Origin of the sequence: Streptomyces sp. NPDC001868, assembly GCF_040297125.1 — a bacterium.
GTDB lineage: Bacteria > Actinomycetota > Actinomycetes > Streptomycetales > Streptomycetaceae > Streptomyces.
In genome coordinates, this window is record NZ_JBEOYO010000002.1 from 511,759 (window position 1) to 537,407 (window position 25,649).

Here is a 25,649-nt window from a genome sequence, read left to right on the forward strand (position 1 = left end):
GTACGTACAAGTCCACATGCGTGACCGCAGGTAACCGCGTTCGAAGACGCAGCTTGTCAGTTGTGTGGGAAGCGTGAAAAGCTCTGGGGCGCTGCAACGTAGTCCCCCCAACTCCCTTGGCTTTAAAGGGCAGTTGACTACTTTTGCACTCTTCCCCCCTCGCTCTGTGGATGCAGGAGACTCATGCCTGACCTGCCGAAGCCCCAGGACGCCGCCGAGGCCGCGTTGTTCTCGGAGTGCTGGGACGCGGTCCTGTCGTACGCCGACCTGTGCACGTCCGGTTCGACCGCGGCGACCCAACTGGCCACCGAGGCCTTCACCAACGGCATGCACGAGGCGCACACCGTGGAGAGCGAGGCGGGGGCCGACCGCGGCGTCGGCCGGCGTGCTCTGCGGCTGCCTCGAATACCGTTCCTCCTGACCTGGGTCAGGACCTCCGCCGCGGTCTGGGAGAGGGACGGCCAGGGCCACCGGCTCGACCCCGAACTCCGCCTCTGGCTCAACTCGGACAAGGCCGCGCGCTACATCGGCCCGCCGCTGCACCGCCCCCTCGCCCTGCGCGCCCTGCGGGACATGCAGGAACCTGACGCGGCCCTGCTCTGGCTGGCCGAGGTCGAGTCGCTGCCCCTGGGCTCGGTGGCCCGCCGGCTCGGTCTCGACCCGGTGGCCGCCCGGACCGAACTCGACCAGGTGCGCGTGCTGTTCAGGGACCGGTGCCACCGCAGCCGGCTCGACGCGCCCATGCGCGCCGACTGCCGCACCTACACCCGGCTGCTGGACGCGGTCACCCGCTCGCCCGGCACCGACACCCCCGAGGACCTCTCGCGCCACCTCGCCACCTGCGTGGAGTGCGCCGAGGCCGCGGCCTGTCTCGGCCTGCACGGCGGCGGCCTGCCCGCCGCGCTCGCCAGTGGTGTGATCGGCTGGAGCGGACTCGCCTACCTGGAGCGCCGCCGCCGCGCGGCCGACGCCGGATTGCTCCCCGGACGCGCGGACTCCACCGGCGCCGACCGGGGACTCTCGCCGGGCAGGGAGCCGAAGCCCCGGTTCAGCCGCAACGGGCTGCTCGCCGGAGCCGGTCTCGTCTCCGTGCTGGCCCTCGTCGTCTCCCTCATGCCCTTCGGCGAGGACGAGACGCTCGCCGACGGCACGTCCGCCGGCGACTCCGCGGTGGTGCAGCGCGACCCGCGTTCCCCGGTGAGCCAACCCCCGTCGGGCGGCGGCTCCGAGCTGCAGAGCACCTCCCGCCCGGAGGAGACCGGTTCGGGTTCCGGCGACGAGGACGGCAAGGGCGGCGGCAACAGCAACGAGGAACCCCAGGGCGACTCCTCGACGCCGGCCCGCGTCACCCACCAGCCGGTCGATCCCGGCAAGTCGCCGGACGCCACCTGCCACGTCCGCTACCAGGTCGTCAACGAGTGGCCCGGCGGCTTCCAGGCCGCCCTCACCGTCACCTCCGCCAAGGCCCTCGACGGCTGGCGCGTCGGCTGGACCTACGCGGCCGAACAGCGCGTCACCCAGATGTGGGACGGCACCTTCGACCAGGACGGCTCCGAGGTCACCGCCACCGCCGCCGACTACAACAAGAAGGTCGCCGCGGGCGGCACCTTCGGCGTCGGCTTCCTCGGCATCTGGCAGGGTTACGACAACCCCGTACCCGTGGACTTCACGCTCAACGGGAAGACCTGCGAACGGGGGGACTGAGCGCGGACCGTGCACAGACGGCGCACGGGCCGAGCGCGGATCGAGCGCGGGCGGGGAGCGGGCGGGGAGCGGGCGGGGAGCGGGCGGGGAGCGGGCGGGGAGCGGATTAATTCGGTTGACGGGGGACCGTGAGCCCCCGCTAGGGTGAGATCACCGAGCACGGCGGCCTTCCGGCCGCCGTAGCCAACGACGAGTGGGACAGGAGGTGTTGACCGATGGCTGTCACGGCGATGGGCGCTGCCCGCATCCAGGAATCCATCCAGTCCACCTCCGTGGTCACCGGCTGACACCCACTTCCTGTACTCCCGTACCTCGCTGTACGGCCGCCGGGACCACCCTTGTGAAGGGTCTCCCTTGACTTCCTCCAGCTTCACCACCGGTTCCGCCTCCGCTTCGGCTTCCGGTGCCGGTTCCGACCTCTCCGCCCTGGCCCCCTACGGCTGGGACGACTCCTGGGCGGACGCCTTCGCCCCCTACGACGCCGAAGGCCTGCTCGCCGGGCGAGTCGTCCGTGTCGACCGAGGGCAGTGCGACGTCGTCACCGCGAACGGTTCGCTGCGGGCCGACACCGCTTTCGTCACGCCTCACGACCCGATGCGTGTCGTGTGCACGGGCGACTGGGTCGCCGTCGAACCGGCGGGCGACCCCCGGTACGTCCGCACCTACCTGCCCCGCCGCAGCGCCTTCGTACGCTCCACCTCCTCCAAGCGCGCCGAGGGACAGATCCTCGCCGCCAACGTCGACTACGCGGTCGTCGCCGTGTCCCTCGCCGTGGAACTCGACCTCGGTCGCGTCGAACGGTTCCTCGCGCTGGCCTGGGAGTCCGGGGCCCAGCCGGTCGTCGTGCTCACCAAGGCCGACCTCGTGCCGGAGGCCGCCACGCTGGCGCATCTGGTGCAGGACGTGGAGACCGTCGCGCCCGGCGTCGCCGTGCTGACGGTCAGCTCCGCCCTCGGCGAGGGCCTCGACGTCCTCGCCGCGGTGCTCTCCGGCGGTACCTCCGTCCTGCTCGGGCAGTCCGGCGCCGGAAAGTCGACCCTCGCCAACGCGCTGCTCGGCGAGGACGTCATGGACGTCCAGGCCATCCGTGACGTGGACGGCAAGGGACGGCACACCACGACTACCCGCAACCTCCTCGCCCTCCCCGGCGGCGGGGTCCTCATCGACACCCCCGGGCTGCGCGGCGTCGGCCTCTGGGACGCCGAGAGCGGGGTCGGACAGGTCTTCGCCGAGATCGAGGCCCTGGCCGCGGACTGCCGCTTCCACGACTGCGCGCACATCGCCGAGCCCGGCTGCGCGGTCCTCGGCGCGGTCGAGTCCGGTGAGCTGCCCGAGCGGCGGCTCGACAGCTACCGGAAGCTGCTCCGGGAGAACCAGCGGATCGTGGCGAAGAGTGATGCGCGGGTGCGGGCGGAGATCCGTAAGGAGTGGAAGCGGAAGGGTGCGGAGGGGCGCGCGGCCATGGAGGCGAAGAGGGGTGGGCGGCGTTGAGTTCTGGGTGCGGGTGAGTGGGGGCTGGTCGCGCAGTTCCCCGCGCCCCTGGGGGGAAGCGGGGCTGCGCCCCTGCTTCCCCCCATCCCCAGGACGCCGAGCCTCATGTCCGAATTCCGCCAGTCCGGGTCGTCCGCGTCGTCGACACTGGGAGGCATGAAGGACGAAGACACCAGGTACGAGGCCGTGCGGAGCAGGGACGGGCGGTTCGACGGGGAGTTCTTCTTCGCTGTCGGGACCACCGGGATCTACTGTCGGCCGAGCTGTCCGGCGGTGACGCCGAAGCGGGAGAACGTCCGGTTCTACGCGACCGCGGCCGCCGCCCAGGGTGCCGGGTTCCGGGCCTGTCGGCGGTGCCGGCCGGACGCCGTGCCCGGGTCGGCCGCGTGGAACGTGCGCGCGGACGCCGTGGGCCGGGCCATGCGGCTCATCGGGGACGGCGTCGTCGACCGGGAGGGCGTCGCCGGGCTGGCCGTGCGGCTGGGATACAGCGCACGCCAGGTCCAGCGGCAGCTCACCACCGAGGTCGGCGCCGGGCCCGTCGCCCTGGCCCGTGCCCAGCGGGCCCACACCGCCCGCGTCCTCCTCCAGACCACCGCCCTCCCGGTCACCGAGGTCGCGTTCGCGTCCGGGTTCGCCAGCGTGCGCCAGTTCAACGACACGATCAGGGCCGTGTACGCCATGACGCCCAGTGCCCTGCGCGCCGGGGCACCCCGGCGCTCCGCCGGCGCGCCGACCGCCGGGATCCCGCTCCGGCTCGCGTACCGGGGCCCGTACCAGTCCACCGCGCTCTTCGACGTCCTCGCCGACGAGGCCGTCACCGGCATCGAGGAGCTGACCGGCGTTCGCGGCCACCGCACGTACCGGCGCACCCTCCGCCTTCCGTACGGCACCGGTGTCGCCGAGGTCGACGAACGGCCCGGGGACCGCCGCCGGGAGCGTACGGGAGGCGGCTGGCTCGACGCCCGGCTCCATCTCACCGACCCCCGGGACCTCACCACCGCCGTACAGCGGCTGCGCCGGCTGTTCGACCTGGACGCCGATCCGTACGCCGTGGACGAGCGCCTCGGGCAGGACGCGCGGCTCGCCCCGCTCGTCACCGCCAGGCCGGGACTGCGGTCGCCGGGCGCGGCCGATCCGGAGGAGTGCGCGGTGCGGGCGCTCGTGGGGCGCGAGGAGGCGGGCCGACTCGTACAGGCGTACGGGAAGGCGCTCGACGCGCCGCACGGGACGCTGACGCATCTCTTCCCCGAACCCGCCGCACTGGCCGGCGCGGACGGCCCGCTCGGCGCCCTCGCCACCGCCCTCGCCGACGGCACCGTCCGCCTCGACGTGGGCGCCGACCGGGAGGCCGCCGAGGCGGCACTGCTCGCCCTGCCCGGCCTGGACGCCCGTACCGTCGCCGCGATCCGCACCCGCGCCCTCGGCGACCCGGACGTGGCACCACCGGACGAGGCAGCGCCGGACACCTGGCGACCCTGGCGGTCGTACGCCCTCCGGCATCTTCGGACACAGGTAAAGCAACACGTACAGACGCAGGTACCGACACAGGTACAGGAGCAGGGAGTTCAGTCGTGACTACCGAGCAGCGGACCTACTACACCGTCGTCGACAGCCCCGCCGGGCAACTCCTGCTCACCGCCGACGAGTTCGGGGCGCTCACCTCCGTCTCCGTGCCGGAGCAGAAGGGCGGCCGGGTCCCGCTGGCGGCCTGGGTGCGCGACCCGGCGCCCTTCCGGGCCGCCGAGGAGCAGCTCGCCGCCTACTTCGCCGGTGAACTCAAGGAATTCCGGCTGGAGTTGCGCGGCGAGGGCACCGACTTCCGGCGGCGGGTCTGGGAGGCGCTCGACGACGTCCCGTACGGCGCGACCACCACGTACGGGGCCATCGCCACCCGTATCGGCGCACCCCGGGCCGCCGTCCGGGCCGTGGGCGGCGCGATCGGCGCGAACCCCCTCCTCATCGTCCGCCCCTGCCACCGGGTGATCGGCGCGGACGGCACCCTCACGGGTTACGCCGGCGGCCTCGACCGCAAGCGCCTGCTCCTCGGTCTGGAGGGCGTGCTCTAGCGCGGCGCGACCCGAGGTAGGGGCGCGCGCCTCAGGGGCCCGCGGGCGTGGCTCCTGAGGGGGCGGCGGGCCTCAGCTTCCGAAGACCACGCCCACCCACGTCCCCGCCACCAGCAGACACGCGAAGAGCTCCGTCAGGACGCTCGACCCGCCCGAGCGCATCGCCGTGCGCGTGGCGTCCTTCGCCGCGCCGGAGCGACCGAGGCGGAGGCGTTCGCAGAGGTAGATGCCGCCGACGAAGCCGGGGATCGCGCCGAGCACGGGGAGCAGGACGAAACCGAGGAACGCGCCGGTACCGGCGTACACGCCCATCCGGGGGGTGGCACCGCTCTCCGCCAGGCGCCGGGGCGGCAGGACCCAGCGGACCGCCCGGGACAGGAGCAGGACGACGGTGGCGCTCACCAGCACCCACCAGGCGATCGGCCTCGGGTCCTCCAGCGCCCACCACATGACCCCGGCCCATACGAGCCAGGACCCCGGTACGCCGGGCACCAGCACTCCGCACAGGCCGAGCAGCAGCACCACAGCGACCAGCAGGAGTTCCCACGCTCCCATCTGCCCAGGGTGCAGGACCCCGTGAGAAAGCGCAGGTCAAGCGCTGGTCGGTGTGTCAGTCCCGGGTCACCCAGGCCCGCTCGTACGCATGCCAGCCCAGTTGCAGCCGGGTCGTCACACCGGTCAGCTCCATCAGGCGTTTCACCCGGCGCTGCACGGTCCGCAGGCCCAGTTCGAGCTGTTTGGCGACGCTCGCGTCGGTCATCCCGGCCAGCAGCAGGGAGAGGATCTCCAGATCCGTGTCGTCGGGGCCGTCGAGGACGTCCTCGGTGACGACGCGGCCGGCGCCGAGGCGCAACGGCAGGGCCTGCCGCCACACCGACTCGAACAGGCCCGACAACAGCTCCAGCAGACCGCTCGCGTGGACGACGAGCGCGGCGGGCTCGGCGGTGTGCGTGGTGAGCGGGACCATCGCGAGCGTCCGGTCGGCGATCACCAGCTTCGTCGGCACCTCGTCCATCACCCGCACCCGCTCGTCCCGGCCCAGCGCGGCGGACAGCTCGGTGAGCCCGCTGTCCTCGTCCAGGACGGCCCGCTCGACGACCACGCGGTAGCCGACACCACGGCCGGTGGCCTGCTCCTCGGCGGGGTTGTTCTCCGGGCCGGAGACCGCGATCGGCGCGCCGGTGACCATGGCGCAGACCTCCTCCGTGGCGCCGAGCTGGAGCTGCAGGAAGCGCTGCGCTATGGCCGCCGAGCCGATCACCACCTCGACGAGATCGTGCGCGGCGGGCTCGGCGGCGCTCGCCCGGTACTCCTCGGCGAGCAACGCCGCCGCCAGCTCGGCCTTCTCCAGCTCGTGCCGCTGCTGGGTGAGCAGTGCGCCCAGGGCCACACCGGGCGGCGCGGCCACCCAGCGGCCGGGGCGCGCGGAGGACTGCGCGGCGAGACCGTGCCGCTCCAGCCGGCGCAGCGCGCGCTCGGTGTCGTGCTCCCCGAGCGTGAGCCGGCGCGCCAGGTCCGGTACGTCGGCGGCGCCCACGGACACCAGGGCCCGGTACGCCGACTCGTGCGTCTCGTCGAGACCTATCGCTCCCAGCATGCGGCGACGCCCCTCACCCTTGCCGCGCCTCTCCCGGCGCGCTTCCGCCTCGGCACATCATCACCGCACCGCGTACCTCGCTGCCCGGCGGGGTCACACAGCGGAATCCCAGGAACATGCCTCACACTCGGGCCGACCGGCCCCCGCGCCCGCACCGCGCCCCGGTCACCCCGGCGCCGCCGGGCGGTTTCTCCTGTGGGGGGTGGCACCGCCCGGCGGTCTCCTCGGGCCCCTTTGAGTCCCTTCAGATCTCTCCGGACGGCCTTGCGGATCTCCACCCGACCCCACCGATCCCTCGACTCCCTTGCCTCGCACCGGAGTTCGACGTGTAGTCCGACACGCCGTGAGGTCGTCTGCTCTGCGGGCCGATTTTCCGGATGCCCCGTTTTCATACGGCCTCTGAGGTGGACAATTAGGGGCATGAGCCAGCAGGGGGAGAGGCCCACCGGTCATGAGGACGACTGGTGGCGGCAGTTGTACGACGACGCCAACGGGGACACGGGCCCCTCGGTCGCGGCCGATTCCCTCGACGACCGTTTCGCCTCGGCGGCGAACACGGTCGGGAAGCCGCCGACGACACCGACGACACCGACGACTTCGAGCACACCGGCCGATCCGCCGGGTGGGCCGACCGGGCGGCCGAGTCCGTCGAGTCCACGGGGTGCGCCGAGTTCGCGGGGTGCCTGGAGCGCGGTGCCGGGTACGACGGGTGCCTGGGGAGCCGTGCCGGGGTCGTCGGGCGCCAGGAGCGGATCGGGCGGTGGGCCGGGCAGGTCGGGTGGACCGGGGGGATCAGGATCCGGGGCGACCACCCCGGGCGACCCGCGCGCGGCCCAGGACCCCCCGCGCCCCGCCCCGCCCCACCCGGGCGCCCTCTCGGACAGGGTGCCCGCCCAGGGACCGCCGGGCGGCCCCGACGGGTGGAACGGGTCCGGCGGACCGGGTGCGGCAGGTCGCACCGACGGATCGGCCGATCGCGGCGACCCCACCGGGCGAACCGACGGATCGGCCGATCGTGGCGGCCCCACCGGGCGAACCGATGGCCAGGACCTCCGTGGCGGCCCCACCGGGCAAGGTGGCGGGCAGGACGGATACGGCAGCCGCCCCGGCGACCCCCCGCGTCCCCTCACACCCCCGCCCGGCCCCGGCGGGTGGAGCGGATCCGGTGGACCGGGTGGTGCCACCGACGCCCTGCGCCGCAGCGGCCTCACCCCGCAGCGTGCCCCCTGGGAGCCGCCGCCCGCCCTGCCGACGGGCCCCCTGACCTTTCCGTCGGGGCCCACCCCACCGGGCTTCCGTACGGCCGTCCCCCGGCGCCGTACGCCCGCCGGGTCGCCCACTGGGTCACCCACTGGGTCACCCATCGGGGGAGGCCTCACCGCACGGCCACCGGTGGACGCGCCTCCCGCTCCCGGCGGCCGGCCCCCGGCGGACGTACCGCCCGGCGGCACGCCCCCGCGCCCCCCGCGTCCCCCGCTACCCCCGGCGGTGCGACCGCCCGGCCCTCCGCCGATGTCCACGGACCCATGGGCGAGCCCGCCCGCGCCGCCCTCCGACGCCGTCCCGCCCACGGCGCCCTCGATCTCCCCGCCGGCACTCGAACCCTCGGCACCCGAACTCTCGAACGCCGCACCCCCGGCCTCCGAACCCTCGGACGCCCCGCCCCCCACCCAGCTCGACCCGCAGACCCTCCAGGGGCGGGAGGTCACTCTGGTCACCGGGAGTCAGCGGGTGCGGGTCGAGTACGTGGGGTCGGGGCCGCCCACCTACGACGCGGAGCCGAGCGCGCTGCCGCCGGCGGACCCGGAGGACCTGGGGGACCTGGTCGCGGACACGGTGCTGGACGGCGCGCGCTACGGGGCGTGCACGCTGCGGGCCGCGTCGCTGCGCGGGGACTCCGCGCGCTACCGGGGCGAACCGCGCCGGGACTCACTCCTGACCGCCCGTTTCGGCCTGGGGGAGCAGGCGCTCGTACTGGTGGCCATGGCGACCGGCGCCCGCGCCACACCGGGCGCGCACCGGGCGGCGGCGGAGGCGTGCCGGTGGATCGGGCGGGCCGTGGGGATGAGCCACGCCCGGCTGGTGGAGGACATCAGGGCGTCCCGGCGCGGCGACCTCAAGTCAGGGCTGCACCGGCTCACCGACCGCAGCCTCGGCAAACTGCGCGCCAGCGCCGTCGAACAGGGCCTCGACCCGGAGGAGTACACGGCGAGCCTGCGCTGTCTGCTGCTCCCGGCCGACCCCCGGTGCCGTACACGCGTGTTCTTCGGGGTCGGCGCCGGCGGACTGTTCCGGCTGCGGGACGGGGAATGGCAGGACATAGAGCCCCGGGTCGCCGACACGGCGGGCGCCCCGGTGGTCGGCTTCGGCTCGCTGCCGCACGAGACCCCCGACGGCGACCGACTCACCATGGATCTCGGCATCACGACACCCCCGAGCCCGTACGAACCCGCCCCCGCGCCACCCCGCGAGCCCTTCAGGTTCCGTGCCTCCGTGGCCCGCGAGGAGGACGTCCTGCTCCTGTGCACCGGCGGTCTGGCCGAACCGCTGCGCGGCGAGGCCCCGCTCGCCGACCACCTCGCGGCCCGCTGGGGAGCCGCCGAGCCGCCCGGCCTCGCCGCCTTCCTCGCCGACGCCCAGGTCAGGGTCAAGGGCTACGCGGACGACCGTACGGCCGCCGCCGTCTGGGAGGCCTGACGGCGGCCCCGGAGGACGACGACAGGCGTCGACCGGTGGCTCCCGGCCACATGTTGGCCGGTACCGGCGCAGGATTCCGGCCAATCAACATCATCGGTGCGAGCGCCCCGGCCCGGGCGGGAAACACGGTGTACACACGGCCGTCGTGCCCCGGTGGCACACGGCCGGATCGGCAGCCTCGCGTGGGCAGTTGGACCCGGCCGCCATGGTCGGGACCCGGGTGCCCGGAGTGCGGCGGGGCGCCGGGTTCGTCGGGCTGTGCGGGGGTTTCGTGGGACGGGAAGCGCTCTCACAAGGTGCCGACAGCTGGCTTGACTCTGTGCGTTTGAAAGCGTACGGAGGGTCGTTGACGATTCGGCATGAGTGCCGCGATCCGGACGGGGCATGCATCCCCGTGTGCGTGTTCGAGCAGGAGGGGAATCGTCATCGGCGCGTGGGCGGGGGTCATGAAGAGGCAGGCACGAGGGGGCGGTCCCATGGCGATCGGGGCCTTCTCGGCAGAGGTGGTGGAGGACGTAACCGGCGATGCGACGGACAAGGCCGGTGCCGGACAGATGAGGCGCAGACTCGGACGGGCGGACCTGAGGGCGGTGCCGGAGGCACGCAGGGCCCTGCGGGAGCTGTTGCGGCAATGGGGGCGGCCGGGACGATCGGAGATAGCGGAACTGCTGACGAGCGAGCTGGTGACCAACGCGCTCATCCACACCGACCACGACGCGGTGCTGACCGCCACCGTCTCACCGCGCGGACTCCATGTGGAGGTACGGGACTTCGTGGGGCGCAGGCCCAGGCCGAGGACGACCTCCGACGACAGCACACACGGACGCGGCCTTCTCCTCGTCCAGTCGCTCGCCGACGCCTGGGGGGTACGGGCGCACGGGGTGGGCAAGGCGGTGTGGTTCGACCTCGACGGCGGGCTGACGTAGCCCCCTCGACGCGGCATCCATGAGACATCGACACGGCAACGGACAGGGGCGCGGCTTCTGCCGCGCCCCTGTCCGATGACTCGCTCGCTCGTTCTTCGTGATGCCGCTCAGCCGAACTGCTGCTCCAGGTCCTTGAGCTTGCGCTCCAGGGAGTCGAGCCGCGGCAGGGCCATGGTGTCGTCCTCCGCGGTGAGGTCGACGGTGATCGACTTGTCAGCTCCGTTGCGTACGGGCTGCAGGGAGGGACGCGAACGTACGGGCAGCTGTTCCGGTGTCGATATGGCAGGCTCCGAGGCGACCTGGGCCGGTACGCGCTCCACGGTGGTGTCCACCTGGCGCTGGCCCCCGCCACCGCCGCCGCCACGGCCGGGCAGACCCCGGTGGCCCCGGCTGATCGCCTTGAGGTGGGCGCGCTCCAGACGCTCCTGCTCGCGCTTGCGCGTCCGGTTCTCTTCCTTGATCCGCTTGTCCTCGCGCACCTCGTCCACGGCCTCGTCCAGACTGCGGACGCCCTCCAGGAGCATCAGCGACCAGGCCTTGTACGTCTCGCGCGGGGCCCGCAGCCAGCGGACGATACGGATCTGCGGCAGCGGTCGCGGCACGAGACCCTGCTCGCGCAGTGCGGCCCGGCGGGTCTGCTTGAGCGCGCGGTCGAAGAGCACCGCGGCGGACATGGACATGCCTGCGAAGAACTGCGGGGCGCCGTCGTGGCCGAGGCCCCTGGGGGCGTGCACCCAGTTGAACCAGGCCGCCGCACCGGCGAACGTCCATACGAGTATCCGCGAGCCGAGGGCCGCGTCACCGTGGCTGGCCTCGCGCACCGCGAGCACCGAGCAGAACATGGCGGCGCCGTCCAGGCCGAACGGAACCAGGTACTGCCACCCGTTGGAGAGGCCCAGGTTCTGCTCGCCGAAGCCGACCAGGCCGCGGAAGGAGAGCGCGGCGGCGACCGCGGCGCAGCAGAAGAGGAGTATGTAGGAGGCCGTGGCGTAGAGGGCCTCCTTGCGCCTGCGGCGCTCCTCACTGCGTTCCCACGAATCGTCGGTCTTCGCGTGCTCCCCGGAGCGCTTGCCGCGCGCGAGCACCGCAACCGCCGCCAGCATGCCCAGGAGCAGTACGGCGCCCGGAAGCAGCCAGTTCAGCGATATGTCGGTCAATCTCATCAGGGGTCCCTTGCATTGGGATAGGGCGTAACGCCCGCCATAGTGGCCCAATCCTCGCGGCCCTCAGGGGGTTTCGGGGCAAGAGACCGCCAAAGAAGTGCAATGAGTGACGCCAGGCGGCATTCTGCTCGAACTACCGCGCGAGGGACGGGAGTTGAGTGCGAGTGAGATTACCCGTTCGGGTGGTTCAACGGAAAGTTCCTGCGACAAGTGAGGAATTTGTGAACCACCTGTAACCCAACGAGGGTCCCACCCGGAGTTGATCTTACGGCACATGCCGCGGGCGATCGCCGGGGGGCGCCCGGCGAGAAGCATCCTCGGGTCGGCGAGTGTTCGTCAACTGTTCGCGAGGATCCGTCAGCTGTTCACGAGGGTCCGTCAAGGGTGCGCGGGCGCCCGTCGGCTGCTGCGCGAGGATCCGTCAAGCGGTGGAGGAGGCCGTCAGTTTGGCGATCCGGTCCGCGTCGCAGGTGCGCGGGCAGGTGACACAGGTGTCGTCCGGGGCCAGCGTGTAGAACATGCAGCAGCTCGCCCGGTCCCGGGTGGGCAGCGACTCGCCGCCGGGGCCGGTCAGTTCGCGGTAGCCCGCGTCGCCCACGAACGGCCGGGTCGCCCCCGGCAGCAGCAGCTCCAGCTCGCGCCGGCAGCGCTTCTGCTCGTCGGGGCCCAGGAGTTCGGCGACGTACTCGATCCCCTCGACGATCTCGTCGGTCGCCATCGCCCACAGCGCCCGTCCGCGCCGCCGCATCCGGGGACCGAAGCCGCCGAGCACCGGCTCCATGTGCTCGGCGTACGCCGCCCGCACCTCGGCCCGCAGCGCCTCCTCGTCCGGCACCACCCGGGCGCCCGGCTCGCCGGCCGCCGGGTCGTCCGGCAGGCAGCTGAACGTTTCGCCCCGCACCACCAGCCGGCTCTGCTCGCGCTGGAACGCCACCTGCCCGGCGGGGAACCTCGGCACCCGGCGCTCCAGGAACCAAGGGACGGTGAAGAGCAGACAGGCGTACCAGGCGTAGCGGTGCAGCCCGAAGGCCGCCACCACGTCCGGGCGGCCCGGGCGGTCGTAGTCCCGCAGGATCTGCGCATGGTCCCACGCGAGGAACGCGTCGAGATCGGCCCCCGCCGCCGCGAGCCCGGCGGCGGAGACCCACCCCTCACCCTCGGGCAGGGGGTCCGTGGGAGAGAGTTCTGTCACGCTCACCATCGGCAGGACCTCGGTCAGGCGGGCGTACGCGCCCGTCATGGGTGACGTGCGCGCAGTGGGGGCCGGTGCCGGAGCTGAGTGGGGCATACGGAGACCGCCGTTTCACCATCGCTGCCAAGTAAGGCTTACCTTACCCGAGGTGGTCGAGGTTTGAACTGAGGGCATGTGCGCCTATGGTGCTTTACGACCGGTAACAACCCCAGTAGTGACCTAAGCGCCCCCATGTACCCGGTCGGCCGCACCGCTCGGCCCACTCGGCACACGACTCGGCTCGGAGGAGGACCCCCGTGGAGCAGGCCGGACCGCGCTCGCGCCAGGCCACCGCCGCGAGTGCCCCGGACACCGCCGCCGCCCGTCCGGCGTCGGCCTACCGCGTGCCCGCGCAGCCCGGCGTCGCGGACGTCGACCGGGAGCGGGGCATCGCGGCGGCCGGCACCACGGGCGTGCGCGGCGACACCGGCCCCGTCGCCGACGCGGCCCGGGGCGAGCACACGCACAGCGAGACCCCCATCCCGCTGCCGCGCGCACAGGGGCGCCCGGTCGTCCAGCGGGCCTCCGTGCGGGGGCAGATCCTCGACGCGCTGCGGGCCGCGCTCGCCGGCGGGGAGCTCACCCCTGGGGAGGTGTACTCGGCGCCCGCGCTCGGTGAGCAGTTCGGGGTCTCCGCGACCCCCGTGCGCGAGGCGATGCAGCAACTGGCCATCGAGGGTGCGGTCGAGGTCGTGCCCAACCGGGGGTTCCGTGTCGTACGGCGGGGCGCCCGGGAGCTGGCCGAACTCGCCGAGGTGCGGGCGCTGCTCCAGGTCCCGGTGATCATGCGGCTCGCCCGCGCGTTGCCCGCGGAGCGCTGGAGCCTGCTACGGCCCCTCGCCGACGAGACGGCCCGCGCGGCGTCCTCCGGGTGCCGGGCCACGTACGGGGAGGCGGACCGGGCCTTCCACCGGGGGGTGTTGGGGCTCGCCGGGAACGAGCAGTTGCTCCAGATCGCGGACGACCTGCACCGGCGTACGCAACTGCCGTTGGGGGGCGGGCAGGTGGGGAGCGGGGGGCGCGTCGAGCTGATGGCCGACGCGGCGGAGCACATCGCGCTGCTGGACGCGTTGGTGGCGGAGGACCTGGAGGCGGCGTGCTGCCTGGTGGAGAAGCATTTCGGGGTGGTGGGCTGAGGGGGCGTCGGCGGGTGCGGCTCGGTGGGGGCTGGTCGCGCAGTTCCCCGCGCCCCTGAAACGCAGGGGCTGCGCCCCGTGCTTTTCAACGGCCCGCAGGGGCCGTTGCCTTTAGGGGCGCGGGGAACTGCGCGACCAGCCCCCACCGGACCCGCGGCCGACAACGAACCCCCCCGGCCCCGGTCAGGCCGTAGCCGCCGGTGGTGGGGCCAACTGCCGTGCCAGCCAGGTCGGGACGCCTCCCAGGAGGCGGAACAGCCGTCCCGCCTCCTCGCGGAGCCGGGACGCCTCGGGCTCGGACTCGGTGTCGGCGAGGGAGACGAGCGCGGGGGCGGTGCCGACGAGATAGCCCAACTCCTCGCGGAGGCGGAGGGATTCGGCGAAGCCGTGCCGCGCCTCGGCCAACTCGCCGTCGCGCAGGGCGAGCCCGGCGAGATGACGCCAGGTGAACGACTGCAGCAACAGGTCGTCATGGGCGGTGGCCCCGGCATGCGCCCGGCGATACGCGGCACGGGCCGCCTGCGGCGAGTCCGCGAGGTTCTCCGCGAGAACACCCCGGCGGAAGTCGAGCAGGGCCCGCCCCGGCGCACCCGGGGCGATCAGCGCCGCCGCCCGCCCCAGCGCGGCCCGCGCCTCGTCGGCGCGGTCCCGCACCCCGAGCAGCGTGGCCGCGTACGCCAGTTGACCCCGCTCGCACGCCGCCGCGCCCCGCTCGTCGTCGGTCCGGGCCTGCGCCTCGGCCGTACGCAGCGCGTCCTCCGCGTCCTCCCAGCCCTGCTCGGTGTAGAGACAGCGCTCGACGAGCAGCGCGGTCCGCTGCAGCGAGGCCTGTGGGGTGACGGGCTCGATCAGGGCCGCCGCGTCGACCCAGCAGGCGCGTGAGCGCAGCCGCCATACCGCGGTCTGGAGTGGATCGTCACCGGCGGTCGTTCCGTTACCAGACATGGCGGTATGCGCCACGTTGCCCTCCCCGAGCACGCCTTTGAGCTTTGAGTGGTGGCCGCATCTCAGCACGGATTCCGGCGCCCGGCCAAGGGGGTGGGTGAAGGAATTCACAAAGTCATGGGGTGCGGACGGCGCACTTGGATCTTCGCCCACCACCCCATGACCTCAGCTCATGCGCAGGGCCAGGAAGAAGTCCAGCTTGTCCTCCAGCCGGGAGAGGTCCCGGCTCGTCAACTGCTCGATACGGCCCACCCGGTACCGCAACGTGTTGACGTGCAGGTGGAGCCGCGCGGCGCACCGCGTCCAGGAGCCGTCGCACTCCAGGAACGCCTCCAGGGTGGGGATCAGCTCGGCGCGGTGCCGGCGGTCGTAGTCGCGCAGGGGGTCGAGGAGGCGGGCGGTGAAGGCGCGGCGCACGTCGTCGGGGACGAAGGGGAGCAGCAGGACGTGCGAGGCCAGCTCCTGGTGGCCGGCCGCGCAGACCCGGCCGGAGCGGGCCGCCGCCACCCGGCGGGCGTGCCGGGCCTCCTCCAGGGCGCCGCGCAGCCCCTCGGCCGAGTGCACGGCCGCGCTGACGCCGAGGGTGAGCCGCCCGTCGTCGTCGAGACCGGCGGCCAGCGGGTCCCGTACGGCGGCGAGGAGCGTGTCGGCGTGGATGCCGGGTCCGGGGCCGTCGTGCTCCGGGGTGACCGCCGGGAGGGGGACGAGGGCGATGGCCTCCTCACCCGTATGGGCGACGGCGATCCGGTCCGACGGCTCGGGGCCGGTCGCCAGCGGATCGACGAGGATCTCCTCCAGCAGGGCCTGGGCGACCTGGCCGCTGTCGATCTCGCCGCCGTCCCACTCGACCCGGGCCACGACGACCTGCCAGTGCGGTGCCGACCCGAGGCCCGGCAGCAGCACCGGTGCGGCGACCCGCAGCCGGGCCGCGATCTCCGCCGGGACCGCCCCCGCCTGCACCAGCTCCAGCACCTCCTGGGCGAGCCGTCGCCGTACCGTACGGGCCGCGTCGCGCCGGTCGCGTTCGACCGCGATCAGCTGGGTGACGCCGTACAGCAGGTCGAGCCGCTCGGCGGGCCAGTCCCCGGCGTCGGCCTCGACCACGAGGAGCCACTCGGACAGCACCGTCTCGCGCACGTCACGGGCGGCGCCCGGCGCGCGGCCCGTGCCGCTGATCGGGAAGAGCGAGTACGTGGTGGTGCCGGCCAGGACGCGGTGCGGCCCGAGCCGTCCCGTGCGGGTCGCCGCCAGATGCTCGGCGGACAGCCGCGCGCACAGCCCGGCGGGGAGGGCGGGGCCCTCCTTGGGGCCTGCGACGAGCCGGCCGGCGGGCGACAGCACCCAGGCCCTGAGGTCCAGGTCGGAGCCGAGGAGGTCCAGGACGACGTCCGGGCCGCCGCCCGCCGGGCCGGAGGTCATCATCCGGCGGTGGCGGTCCACCACGGCCGCCAGATCCCCGGCGCGCTCGCCGGAGACCTGCCGTACGACGTGCTCGGTGATCGTGGCGAAGGCCACCGCCTCGTTGACCGCGAAGAGCGGCAGCCGGTGCCGGGCGCAGGCCACGACGAGGTCCTCCGGGACGGCACCCAGCTCGGCCTCCCCGGCGGCAAGCGCGGTGACGCCGGCGCCGGTCAGGAGCCGTACGAAGGGTTCGGAGTCGGCCGCGTCACGGCGCCAGGCGAGGCCCGTGAGGACCAGCTCGCCGCCGGAGAGGTAGCGGCTGGGGTCCCTGAGGTCGGTGGTCATCACACCGCGCACGGTGCGGTCCAGCTCGTCCTCGCCGCCGAGCAGCCGCAGACCCAGCGCGTCGGTGTCCAGCAGTGCGCGCAGGCGCATTCTCGTCGCCGCCGTTCCTGTGTCGAGAACAAGGAGGTTTCCAGGGGAATACCAAGAGGTTGCAGATGCCCTCCGTTCATACGAATCTACAAGATGCGCCCCCTGGCCAGCCAACTCCTTCATGTTTTCCGTGACTGACCGGGGCGGAGGAGCGCGCTGTGTACTGAAGCTCAGGACACGTGAACAGCACATGGACGAGCCGGGCCCGCCGCACCGATCTGGCTCAAAGAGAACGACTCAAGACGAAGAAGAGAGCCGGTCACATGGACTTCCTTCGCCCCGCCAGCTGGGAGGAGGCGCTCGCCGCGAAGGCCGAGCACCCCACCGCTGTGCCGATCGCCGGCGGCACCGACGTCATGGTCGAGATCAACTTCGACCACCGTCGGCCCGAGTATCTGCTCGATCTGAACCGCATCGGCGAACTCTCCGAGTGGGAGGTCGGCGAGGAATCGGTTCGCCTGGGCGCGTCCGTCCCGTACACCCGGATCATGGAGGACCTCCGTACCGAGTTGCCCGGCCTCGCCCTGGCCTCGCACACGGTCGCCTCCCCGCAGATCCGCAACCGCGGCGGCGTCGGCGGCAACCTCGGCACCGCCTCCCCGGCCGGCGACGCCCACCCGGCCCTCCTCGCGGCGGGCGCCCAGGTCGAGGCCGAGTCCGTACGCGGCTCCCGGCTCATCCCCATCGACGACTTCTACACCGGCGTGAAGCGCAACGCCCTCGCGCCCGACGAGCTGATCCGCGCCGTCCACATCGACAAGGCGGACGGCCCGCAGCAGTACTCCAAGGTCGGCACCCGCAACGCCATGGTCATCGCCGTGTGCGCGTTCGGACTGGCCCTCCACCCGGCCTCGCGCACCGTCCGGACCGGCATCGGCTCGGCCGCGCCGACCCCCGTCCGGGCCAAGGCCGCCGAGGAGTTCCTCAACGCGGCGCTCGACGAGGGAGGCTTCTGGGACAACGGCCGGATCATCACCCCCTCGGTCGCCAAGCAGTTCGCGGACCTGTGCGCCGGCGCCTGCAACCCGATCGACGACGTCCGCGGCACCGCGAGCTACCGCCGCCACGCCGTCGGTGTCATGGCCCGCCGCACGCTGATGTGGACCTGGGAGTCGTACCGCGGCACCGCCGCTCGCACGGAGGGAGTCGCGTAATGCGCGTCAGTTTCACGGTCAACGGCCGTCCGCAGGAAGCAGACGACGTGTGGGAGGGCGAGTCCCTGCTGTACGTGCTGCGGGAGCGGATGGGGCTTCCGGGCTCCAAGAACGCCTGTGAGCAGGGCGAGTGCGGGTCCTGCACGGTCCGCCTCGACGGCGTACCGGTGTGTGCGTGTCTGGTCGCCGCCGGACAGGTGGAGGGCCGCGAGGTCGTCACGGTCGAGGGCCTGGCGGACTTCGCCAAGCAGCGGGCGGAGCGCGGCGGTTGCGCGTCCGGTGCGTCTGGCGCGTGCGGTACGGCCGGTACGACTGCTGCGGCCGGTGCGTCCGGCTCGGCGGGGACCTCGCTCGACGAGGCCAAGCGGTGGGCGGCCCGGGGCACCGACTCGCAGACCGGCGAGGGCGGTGAACTCTCCCCGATCCAGCAGGCGTTCATCGACGCCGGAGCCGTCCAGTGCGGCTTCTGCACACCCGGTCTGCTGGTCGCCGCCGACGAGATGCTGGAGCGCACCCCCAACCCGAGCGACGCGGACATCCGCGAGGCGCTGTCGGGCAACCTGTGCCGCTGCACCGGCTACGAGAAGATCATGGACGCGGTCCGCCTCGCGGCCGCCCGGCAGTCGGAAGGGGTCTGATCATGGGAACCACCGGCCTGCCCACCAACATCACCCAGGGGTCGCGCACCAAGGGCGGCATCGGCGAGTCCACGCTCCGCCCCGACGGCACCCTCAAGGTCACCGGCGAGTTCGCGTACTCCTCCGACATGTGGCACGAGGACATGCTCTGGGGCCAGATCCTGCGCTCCACGGTCGCCCACGCCGAGATCCTCTCCATCGACACGGCCGAGGCCCTCGCCACACCCGGCGTCTACGCGGTCATGACGTACGACGACCTGCCGACCGACGTGCGGAACTACGGCCTGGAGATCCAGGACACCCCGGTCCTCGCCCACGGCAAGGTCCGCCACCACGGCGAGCCCGTCGCGATCGTCGCCGCCGACCACCCCGAGACCGCGCGCCGCGCCACCGCCAAGATCAAGGTGGAGTACCGCGAACTGCCGGTCATCACCGACGAGGCCTCCGCGACCGCGCCGGACGCCGTCCTCGTCCACGAGGGCCGCGACGACCACCACTTCGCGCATGTCGCGCACCCGAACATCGTCCACCGGCAGCCGATCATCCGCGGCGACGTGGCGGCGGCCCGTGAGCGTGCCGATGTGATCGTCGAGGGCGAGTACGTCTTCGGTATGCAGGACCAGGCCTTCCTGGGCCCCGAGTCCGGGCTCGCCGTGCCCGCCGAGGACGGCGGTGTCGACCTCTACATCGCCACCCAGTGGCTCCACTCCGACCTGCGCCAGATCGCGCCCGTGCTCGGCCTGCCCGAGGACAAGGTCCGGATGACGCTGGCCGGGGTGGGCGGTGCCTTCGGAGGCCGCGAGGACCTGTCCATGCAGATCCACGCCTGTCTGCTCGCCCTGCGCACCGGCAAGCCGGTCAAGATCGTCTACAACCGCTTCGAGTCCTTCTTCGGACACGTCCACCGCCACCCCGCGAAGCTGTACTACGAGCACGGGGCCACCCGCGACGGCAGGCTCACCCACCTCAAGGCCCGTATCGTCCTGGACGGCGGCGCGTACGCCTCCGCCTCCCCGGCCGTGGTCGGCAACGCCGCCTCGCTCGGCGCCGGGCCGTACGTCATCGAGAACGTCGACATCGAGTCCATCGCCCTCTACACCAACAACCCGCCCTGCGGCGCCATGCGCGGATTCGGCGCGGTCCAGGCCTGCTTCGCCTACGAGGCACAGATGGACAAGCTGGCGGCGAAGCTCGGTATGGACCCGGTGGAGCTCCGGCAGCTCAACGCCATGGAACAGGGCACCCTGCTACCCACCGGCCAGGCCGTCGACTCCCCGGCCCCGGTCGCCGAACTCCTGCGCCGCGTCAAGGCGATGCCCCTGCCGCCGGAGCAGCAGTGGCTCGCGGCGGGCGAGGCGGCGGACGTACGACAGCTCCCGGGCGGCCTGTCCAACACCACGCACGGCGAGGGCGTCGTACGCGGCATCGGCTACGCGGTCGGCATCAAGAACGTCGGCTTCTCCGAGGGTTTTGACGACTACTCAACCGCCCGTGTCCGTATGGAGGTTGTCGGCGGTGAACCCGTGGCGACGGTCCACACGGCCATGGCGGAGGTCGGCCAGGGCGGCATCACCGTCCACGCGCAGATCGCCCGTACGGAGTTGGGCGTCGCCCAGGTGACGATCAACCCGGCCAACACGCAGGTGGGGTCGGCGGGTTCGACGTCCGCGTCCCGTCAGACGTACGTCACGGGCGGCGCGGTCAAGAACAGCTGCGAGCTGGTCCGGGAGAAGGTGCTGGAGCTGGGCCGCCGCAAGTTCGGTACGTACCACCCGGCTTGGGCCACGGCCGAGTTGGTGTTGGAGGGCGGCAAGGTCGTCACCGACGGCGGTGAGGTCCTGGCCGACCTGGTGGACGTCCTCGGTGACGAGGCCGTCGAGGTCGAGGCTGAGTGGCGGCACCGGCCGACCGAGCCGTTCGACCTGCGGACCGGGCAGGGCTTCGGGCACGTCCAGTACTCCTTCGCCGCGCACCGGGCGGTCGTCGAGGTCGACACCGAGCTGGGCATGGTCAAGGTCGTCGAGCTGGCCTGCGCGCAGGATGTCGGCAAGGCCCTGAACCCGCTCTCCGTCCTCGGGCAGATCCAGGGCGGCACGACCCAGGGTCTCGGCATCGCGGTCATGGAGGAGATCATCGTCGACCCCAAGACCGCGAAGGTCCGTAACCCGTCCTTCACGGACTACCTCATCCCCACGATCCTCGACACGCCGACCATCCCCGTCGACGTGCTCGAACTCGCCGACGACCACGCGCCGTACGGGCTCCGTGGCGTCGGCGAGGCGCCCACCCTGTCGTCGACTCCGGCCGTCCTCGCGGCGATCCGGAACGCGACGGGGTTGGAGCTGAACCGGACGCCGGTTCGGCCGGAGCATTTGACCGGTACGGCGTAGTTCTTGTTGGGGCGCCTATGAGCTCGGGGGTGCGGTTCGTCGGCGGGTGCGGGTTGTTCGTGGTTGCTCGCGCAGTTCCCCGCGCCCCTGAAGATTCAGGCCCCTGCGGGCCTGAAAGACCACGGCCCCGCCGGCCTGAAAGGCGATGGACCCGGGGGCCTGAAAGGGCGACGAGGCTGCGGGGTGAAAAGCATGGGGCGCAGCCCCTGCTTTTCAGGGGCGCGGGGAACTGCGCGACCAGCCCCACCGGACCCGCACCCGACAACGCACCCCACCCGCACACACCACCGTCTCGGGCCGTCCCCCGGGTCGGGCACCTTCCCAAATCGGCCGAAGCCCAGTGCAACGGCCGTGCCCCTGTGAACCTTGGGAGAAGGCCCACATGACCCAACAGTCACTCCAACCGAAGGCCGAGGCCGAGGCCGAGACCTCAGGACCCCGCGTCCCCAAAGGCAGGCCCTCGCTCGACCGCTACTTCCACATCACCCACCGAGGATCCACGGTCGCCAGAGAGCTCCGCGGCGGCGTCACCACCTTCATGGCGATGGCGTACATCCTCCTGCTCAACCCGCTCATCCTGTCCGGCCCGGACGCCGCAGGCGCCACGCTCCCGCAGAAGGCCCTGATCACGGCGACCGCCGTCGCCGCGGCCGTCACCACCCTCCTGATGGGCGTCGTCGGCAAGGTCCCGCTCGCCCTCGCCGCCGGCCTCTCCGTCTCCGGGGTCATCGCCTCGCAGGTCGCACCTCAGATGACGTGGCCGCAGGCGATGGGCATGTGTGTGATGTACGGCGTGATCATCATGCTCCTGGTCGTCACCGGCCTCCGCGAGATGATCATGAACGCCATCCCGCTGGCCCTGAAGCACGCGATCACCATGGGCATCGGCCTGTTCGTCGCCCTGATCGGCTTCTACAAGGCCGGCTTCGTGCACCAGGGCAAGGCGACCCCGGTCAGCCTCGGCCCGACGGGTGAACTCGCCGGCTGGCCGGTCCTCCTCTTCGCGGTCACCCTCCTCGCGATCTTCATGCTGCAGGCCCGCGGTGTCCCCGGCGCGATCCTGCTCGGCATCGTCGGCGGCACGGTGCTCGCCGTGATCCTGAACGCCCTCGACGTCATCGACCCGAAGCAATGGGCGAGCGGCGCACCGGAGTTGCACGGCAGCGCGGTGTCGATGCCGGACTTCTCGCTCTTCGGTCATGTGGAGTTCGGCGGCTGGGGCGAGGTCGGCGCGATGACGGTCGGCATGATCGTGTTCACGCTCGTGCTCGCCGGGTTCTTCGACGCCATGGCCACCATCATCGGCGTAGGGACCGAGGCGGGGCTCGCCGACGACAAGGGCCGGATGCCGGGCCTGTCCAAGGCGCTGTTCATCGACGGGGCGGGCGGCGCGATCGGCGGCGTGGCCGGCGGCTCGGGCCAGACCGTGTTCGTCGAGTCGGCCACGGGAGTCGGAGAGGGCGCGCGCACCGGGCTCTCCTCCGTCGTCACCGGGCTGTTCTTCGCGGCCTGTCTGTTCTTCACCCCGCTCACGGCGATCGTGCCCGGCGAGGTGGCCGCCGCCGCGCTCGTCGTCATCGGCGCCATGATGATGATGAACGCGCGGCACGTCGACTGGTCCGACCGCGCCACCGCGATCCCGGTCTTCCTGACCGTCGTGATCATGCCGTTCACGTACTCCATCACCGCGGGCGTCGCGGCCGGAGTCATCTCCTACGTCGCCATCAAACTCGCCCAGGGCCGGGCGCGGGAGATCGGCGCGTTCATGTGGGGCCTGACGGCGGTCTTCGTCGTCTTCTTCGCCCTCAACCCGATCGAAAGCTGGATGGGCGTGCACTAGGGCCCGCCCGGCAAGTCCCGCCCGGCAAGTCCCGCCTGGCAAGTACCGTTCGCGCAACCGTCGTTCGAGGAGACCGAGAGAGATGCTGGACATCGCCGAAGAACTGCACCGGTGGGTCGAGCAGGGACGTGACTTCGCCGTGGCCACCGTGGTGGCCGTCGGCGGCAGCGCGCCCCGCCGGCCCGGCGCCGCCCTCGCGGTGGACGCCGACGGCACGGCGATCGGCTCGGTCTCCGGCGGTTGTGTGGAGGGCGCTGTCTACGACCTGTGCCAACAGGCCCTGGCGGACGGCGAGCCGGTCCTCGAACGCTTCGGCTACAGCGACGAGGACGCCTTCGCCGTCGGCCTGACCTGCGGCGGAGTCATCGACATCCTGGTCACCCCGGTACGGGCCGGCGACCCCGTCCGCCCGGTGGCCGCCGCCGCGCTCTCCGCCGCCGCGAGCGGGGAGACGGCGGCCCTGGCCCGGATCGTCTCCGGCCCGGCGGACCTACGGGGCCGCGCCCTGCTGGTCCGCCCGGACGGCTCGTACGACGGCGGCTACGGCGCCCACCCCGAACTCGACCGTACGGTCGCCGCCGAGGCCCGCGCCCTCCTCGACACCGGCCGCACGGGCACCCTGGAGATCGGAGAGCAGGGCTCGCGTTGCGGAGCACCGCTCACGGTTCTGGTCGAGTCGTCCGTCCCGCCGCCCCGGATGATCGTCTTCGGCGCGATCGACTTCGCGTCGGCTCTCGTCCGCGTCGGCAAGTTCCTCGGCCATCACGTCACCGTCTGCGACGCCCGCCCCGTCTTCGCGACCCGCACCCGCTTCCCGGAGGCGGACGAGATCGTCGTCGAGTGGCCGCACAAATATCTGGAGCGTACGGACGTCGACGGCAGGACCGTCCTGTGCGTCCTCACCCACGACGCCAAGTTCGACGTCCCCCTGCTCCAGCTCGCCCTCCGGCTCCCCGTCGCCTACGTCGGCGCGATGGGCTCCCGCCGCACCCACCTCGACCGCAACGAGCGCCTCCGTCAAGTGGGCGTCACGGAGCTGGAGTTGGCCCGCCTCAGGTCCCCGATCGGGCTCGACCTGGGCGCCCGTACGCCGGAGGAGACGGCCCTGTCCATCGCCGCCGAGATCGTCGCCGACCGGCGTGGCGGCAGCGGGGTCTCGCTGACCGGGGCGCACACCCCGATCCACCACGACACCTCACCGGACGTCACGGAACTGCCGAGCCTGCGTGTCTCCTGAACCCCGAGATGCGCCGGTGGCTTGACCCCGGGGGCGGCAGGACCGACCGTTGCGTTACGGCAACAGCGCTACGGGGGCGGTCAGTTGAGCATGGCGAGCGGCGAGGAGCGCCCGGACGGGGGCGCGAGCGGGAGCGTGGCCCCGGGCGGCGGCACGGACCCGGAAGCGACCGACGGGGGTACGGACCCGAACACCGGCGGGGGTACGGACCCGCGCGCCGACGGCGATACGGACCCGAGAGGCGACAGCGATACGGCGCCGACCACCGACGAGGGTCCGGCCGAGCCCGAGCCGGAGCAACCCGCCGATGCCCGTGACGAGCGGCGGCGGCTGTCCACCCTGTCGACGGCCCTGCTGGGCCTCTTCCTCCTCGCCGACGTCGTCTTCGTCTGCGGGGCCCTCGTGACGCTCTGGCCGGCGGTGCTGGAGACGGTGGAGCCGGGCGCGGAGCCCACGGCCACCGCGCGGTGGTCGCCCTTCGGCCTCGGGGACTGGTCGCTGACGGCCGACACCGCGATGCTGCTGGCCGTGGTCGTGTGCAGCGCGCTCGGCAGCTTCGTGCACGCGGCCACGTCCTTCGCGACCTACGTCGGCAACCGGCGGCTCTACGCGAGCTGGCTGTGGTGGTACCTCCTCCGCGCCGGCATCGGGGTGGCCCTCGCCCTCCTCGTCTATCTCCTGCTGCGCGGCGGCCTGTTCGCCGGCAGCTCCGGCGCGGGCGCGACCAACCCGTACGGCTTCTCCGGGATCGCCGGGCTCTGCGGGCTGTTCTCCAAGCAGGCCACCGACAAGCTCCGCGAGATCTGCGACACCCTCCTCAGCACCACGGGCGACGGCGACCGCGACCGCCGCGACGGCCTGGCCGCCCGGAGGGGAGACCCCGGCCCGTCCTGACCGGGGCCCCGCTCTCAGGACTCCCGACGGTACTCCCGACGGTCACTCCGGCTTGCGCGCCAGCACATACGCCTGGGGAGTGGTCGCCGTGGTGCCGGGCCCGTCCGGCTCCCGCACCAGCCGCGCCGCCTCGACGAACCCGGCGTCCCCCAGCAGGTCCGCGACCAGGTCCGGCGGGAAGCGGTAGACATCGAGGTCCAGGTCGTGGCCGTACGCGTGCGACAGGTGGACGGACTCGTCGCCGACCTTGTAGGCGAGGGCGAGAAGACCGCCGGGGGCGAGGACCCGGTGGAACTCGCGGAAGACCGGTGGGAGTTCGGCGGGCGGGGTGTGCACCGTGGAGTACCAGGCGAGGGCGCCGGACAGGGAGCCGTCCTCGAAGTCGAGCGCGGTCATCGTGCCCACGTCGAACCGCAGCCGAGGGTGGGCCCAGCGGGCGACGGCGATCATCTCCGGGGAGAGGTCGACCCCGCAGACGTCGAGCCCCAGCGAGGCCAGATGCCCGGTGACCCGCCCCGGCCCGCACCCCACGTCCGCGACGCGCCCGCCCCCGGCGCCAAGCACCCGTTCGGCGAACACGCCCAGCATGGCCCGCTCGAACGGGCTGTTCGCCAGCTCGTCTCTCAGCAGCTTCTCGTAGTCGGCGGCGACGGTGTCGTAGGAGGCCCGGGTGGTGTGCAGATGGTGAGAGGTCATGGTGC

General features: G+C 72.8%; 21 protein-coding genes. 13 read left to right on the forward strand and 8 right to left on the reverse strand.

Translation table 11 applies throughout. From position 1 onward, the window contains the following. The first annotated feature begins 183 nt into the window (after positions 1 to 183). The 4 genes from ABT147_RS04615 to ABT147_RS04630 all read left to right on the forward strand — a co-directional run bounded on the left by ABT147_RS04615 (position 184) and on the right by ABT147_RS04630 (position 5,264). On the forward strand, positions 184 to 1,704 hold the full coding sequence (locus ABT147_RS04615; protein WP_351402669.1) for a cellulose binding domain-containing protein: 1,521 nt from the start codon (positions 184 to 186) through the stop codon (positions 1,702 to 1,704). Between the two features lie 426 nt (positions 1,705 to 2,130). Beyond that, complete coding sequence (gene rsgA / locus ABT147_RS04620) at positions 2,131 to 3,195, forward strand: ribosome small subunit-dependent GTPase A (protein WP_351402721.1); 1,065 nt, start codon at positions 2,131 to 2,133, stop codon at positions 3,193 to 3,195. A gap of 156 nt (positions 3,196 to 3,351) precedes the next feature. Beyond that, positions 3,352 to 4,773, forward strand: coding sequence for a bifunctional transcriptional activator/DNA repair enzyme AdaA (locus ABT147_RS04625; RefSeq protein WP_351402670.1), 1,422 nt, complete (start codon positions 3,352 to 3,354; stop codon positions 4,771 to 4,773). Next, entirely contained in the window at positions 4,770 to 5,264 is a 495-nt protein-coding gene (locus tag ABT147_RS04630; RefSeq protein ID WP_351402671.1) for a methylated-DNA--[protein]-cysteine S-methyltransferase, read from the forward strand. Before ABT147_RS04625 ends, ABT147_RS04630 begins: the two co-directional genes overlap by 4 nt. Positions 5,265 to 5,336: 72 nt before the next feature. On the opposite strand, the gene ABT147_RS04635 is transcribed toward ABT147_RS04630, so the two are convergent. The 3 genes from ABT147_RS04635 to ABT147_RS04645 all read right to left on the reverse strand — a co-directional run bounded on the left by ABT147_RS04635 (position 5,337) and on the right by ABT147_RS04645 (position 7,673). Next, a complete protein-coding gene (locus ABT147_RS04635; protein WP_351402672.1) occupies positions 5,337 to 5,819 on the reverse strand; it encodes a DUF456 domain-containing protein in 483 nt (160 codons plus the stop codon). A gap of 55 nt (positions 5,820 to 5,874) precedes the next feature. Further along, positions 5,875 to 6,861 (reverse strand): helix-turn-helix domain-containing protein, encoded by a 987-nt coding sequence (locus tag ABT147_RS04640; RefSeq protein WP_351402673.1) that lies wholly within the window; start codon positions 6,859 to 6,861, stop codon positions 5,875 to 5,877. A 449-nt stretch (positions 6,862 to 7,310) separates the two neighbouring features. Beyond that, positions 7,311 to 7,673 (reverse strand): hypothetical protein, encoded by a 363-nt coding sequence (locus ABT147_RS04645; protein ID WP_351402674.1) that lies wholly within the window; start codon positions 7,671 to 7,673, stop codon positions 7,311 to 7,313. A 379-nt stretch (positions 7,674 to 8,052) separates the two neighbouring features. Between ABT147_RS04645 and ABT147_RS04650 the strand changes: the two genes are divergently transcribed. After that, positions 8,053 to 9,558 carry a protein phosphatase 2C domain-containing protein gene (locus tag ABT147_RS04650; protein ID WP_351402722.1) on the forward strand — a complete coding sequence of 502 codons (1,506 nt, stop codon included), beginning with the start codon at positions 8,053 to 8,055 and terminating at the stop codon, positions 9,556 to 9,558. A 476-nt stretch (positions 9,559 to 10,034) separates the two neighbouring features. Then, positions 10,035 to 10,484 carry an ATP-binding protein gene (locus ABT147_RS04655; protein ID WP_351402675.1) on the forward strand — a complete coding sequence of 150 codons (450 nt, stop codon included), beginning with the start codon at positions 10,035 to 10,037 and terminating at the stop codon, positions 10,482 to 10,484. A gap of 107 nt (positions 10,485 to 10,591) precedes the next feature. Here the strand turns inward: ABT147_RS04655 and ABT147_RS04660 are convergent, their stop codons facing one another. Together ABT147_RS04660 and ABT147_RS04665 are read right to left on the reverse strand one after the other, a co-directional pair. Beyond that, a complete protein-coding gene (locus ABT147_RS04660; protein WP_351402676.1) occupies positions 10,592 to 11,647 on the reverse strand; it encodes a DUF2637 domain-containing protein in 1,056 nt (351 codons plus the stop codon). A 421-nt stretch (positions 11,648 to 12,068) separates the two neighbouring features. Further along, positions 12,069 to 12,887, reverse strand: coding sequence for a (2Fe-2S)-binding protein (locus tag ABT147_RS04665; RefSeq protein ID WP_351402677.1), 819 nt, complete (start codon positions 12,885 to 12,887; stop codon positions 12,069 to 12,071). A gap of 248 nt (positions 12,888 to 13,135) precedes the next feature. Between ABT147_RS04665 and ABT147_RS04670 the strand changes: the two genes are divergently transcribed. Beyond that, entirely contained in the window at positions 13,136 to 14,014 is an 879-nt protein-coding gene (locus ABT147_RS04670) for a GntR family transcriptional regulator (protein ID WP_351402678.1), read from the forward strand. 183 nt (positions 14,015 to 14,197) lie between these two features. Here the strand turns inward: ABT147_RS04670 and ABT147_RS04675 are convergent, their stop codons facing one another. After that, the gene (locus ABT147_RS04675) at positions 14,198 to 14,974 is read right to left on the reverse strand and encodes a hypothetical protein (protein ID WP_351402679.1); all 777 of its coding nucleotides are present in this window, start codon (positions 14,972 to 14,974) and stop codon (positions 14,198 to 14,200) included. 150 nt (positions 14,975 to 15,124) lie between these two features. After that, a complete protein-coding gene (locus ABT147_RS04680) occupies positions 15,125 to 16,795 on the reverse strand; it encodes a PucR family transcriptional regulator (RefSeq protein ID WP_351402680.1) in 1,671 nt (556 codons plus the stop codon). Between the two features lie 263 nt (positions 16,796 to 17,058). On the opposite strand from ABT147_RS04680, the gene ABT147_RS04685 reads away from it, so the two are divergent. The 6 genes from ABT147_RS04685 (at position 17,059) to ABT147_RS04710 (ending at position 24,948) form a co-directional block, all read left to right on the forward strand. Then, on the forward strand, positions 17,059 to 17,949 hold the full coding sequence (locus ABT147_RS04685) for an FAD binding domain-containing protein (protein ID WP_351402681.1): 891 nt from the start codon (positions 17,059 to 17,061) through the stop codon (positions 17,947 to 17,949). Next, positions 17,949 to 18,587, forward strand: coding sequence for a (2Fe-2S)-binding protein (locus ABT147_RS04690; RefSeq protein WP_351402682.1), 639 nt, complete (start codon positions 17,949 to 17,951; stop codon positions 18,585 to 18,587). The genes ABT147_RS04685 and ABT147_RS04690 overlap by 1 nt, the downstream gene beginning before the upstream one ends. A 2-nt stretch (positions 18,588 to 18,589) precedes the next feature. After that, on the forward strand, positions 18,590 to 20,977 hold the full coding sequence (locus ABT147_RS04695) for a xanthine dehydrogenase family protein molybdopterin-binding subunit (protein ID WP_351402683.1): 2,388 nt from the start codon (positions 18,590 to 18,592) through the stop codon (positions 20,975 to 20,977). A gap of 382 nt (positions 20,978 to 21,359) precedes the next feature. Further along, positions 21,360 to 22,817, forward strand: a complete 1,458-nt coding sequence (locus tag ABT147_RS04700) for an NCS2 family permease (protein WP_351402684.1) — start codon at positions 21,360 to 21,362, stop codon at positions 22,815 to 22,817. An 82-nt stretch (positions 22,818 to 22,899) separates the two neighbouring features. Then, positions 22,900 to 24,054: an XdhC family protein gene (locus ABT147_RS04705; RefSeq protein WP_351402685.1), complete on the forward strand. Its 1,155-nt coding sequence runs from the start codon at positions 22,900 to 22,902 to the stop codon at positions 24,052 to 24,054. Between the two features lie 90 nt (positions 24,055 to 24,144). Beyond that, on the forward strand, positions 24,145 to 24,948 hold the full coding sequence (locus ABT147_RS04710; protein ID WP_351402723.1) for a hypothetical protein: 804 nt from the start codon (positions 24,145 to 24,147) through the stop codon (positions 24,946 to 24,948). A gap of 42 nt (positions 24,949 to 24,990) precedes the next feature. On the opposite strand, the gene ABT147_RS04715 is transcribed toward ABT147_RS04710, so the two are convergent. Next, positions 24,991 to 25,644, reverse strand: coding sequence for a class I SAM-dependent DNA methyltransferase (locus ABT147_RS04715; protein WP_351402686.1), 654 nt, complete (start codon positions 25,642 to 25,644; stop codon positions 24,991 to 24,993). Positions 25,645 to 25,649 lie beyond the last annotated feature (5 nt).

What these genes read in the sequence shown, in the direction of transcription:
- ABT147_RS04615 (WP_351402669.1), top strand. Translation starts at nt 184, where the DNA reads ATGCCTGACCTGCCGAAGCCCCAGGACGCCGCCGAGGCCGCGTTGTTC.
- ABT147_RS04625 (WP_351402670.1), top strand. Translation starts at nt 3,352, where the DNA reads ATGAAGGACGAAGACACCAGGTACGAGGCCGTGCGGAGCAGGGACGGG.
- ABT147_RS04635 (WP_351402672.1), bottom strand. Translation starts at nt 5,819, where the DNA reads ATGGGAGCGTGGGAACTCCTGCTGGTCGCTGTGGTGCTGCTGCTCGGC.
- ABT147_RS04640 (WP_351402673.1), bottom strand. Translation starts at nt 6,861, where the DNA reads ATGCTGGGAGCGATAGGTCTCGACGAGACGCACGAGTCGGCGTACCGG.
- ABT147_RS04655 (WP_351402675.1), top strand. Translation starts at nt 10,035, where the DNA reads ATGGCGATCGGGGCCTTCTCGGCAGAGGTGGTGGAGGACGTAACCGGC.
- ABT147_RS04660 (WP_351402676.1), bottom strand. Translation starts at nt 11,647, where the DNA reads ATGAGATTGACCGACATATCGCTGAACTGGCTGCTTCCGGGCGCCGTA.
- ABT147_RS04665 (WP_351402677.1), bottom strand. Translation starts at nt 12,887, where the DNA reads ATGACGGGCGCGTACGCCCGCCTGACCGAGGTCCTGCCGATGGTGAGC.
- ABT147_RS04680 (WP_351402680.1), bottom strand. Translation starts at nt 16,795, where the DNA reads ATGCGCCTGCGCGCACTGCTGGACACCGACGCGCTGGGTCTGCGGCTG.
- ABT147_RS04685 (WP_351402681.1), top strand. Translation starts at nt 17,059, where the DNA reads ATGGACTTCCTTCGCCCCGCCAGCTGGGAGGAGGCGCTCGCCGCGAAG.
- ABT147_RS04690 (WP_351402682.1), top strand. Translation starts at nt 17,949, where the DNA reads ATGCGCGTCAGTTTCACGGTCAACGGCCGTCCGCAGGAAGCAGACGAC.
- ABT147_RS04695 (WP_351402683.1), top strand. Translation starts at nt 18,590, where the DNA reads ATGGGAACCACCGGCCTGCCCACCAACATCACCCAGGGGTCGCGCACC.
- ABT147_RS04700 (WP_351402684.1), top strand. Translation starts at nt 21,360, where the DNA reads ATGACCCAACAGTCACTCCAACCGAAGGCCGAGGCCGAGGCCGAGACC.
- ABT147_RS04705 (WP_351402685.1), top strand. Translation starts at nt 22,900, where the DNA reads ATGCTGGACATCGCCGAAGAACTGCACCGGTGGGTCGAGCAGGGACGT.
- ABT147_RS04710 (WP_351402723.1), top strand. Translation starts at nt 24,145, where the DNA reads ATGGCGAGCGGCGAGGAGCGCCCGGACGGGGGCGCGAGCGGGAGCGTG.
- ABT147_RS04715 (WP_351402686.1), bottom strand. Translation starts at nt 25,644, where the DNA reads ATGACCTCTCACCATCTGCACACCACCCGGGCCTCCTACGACACCGTC.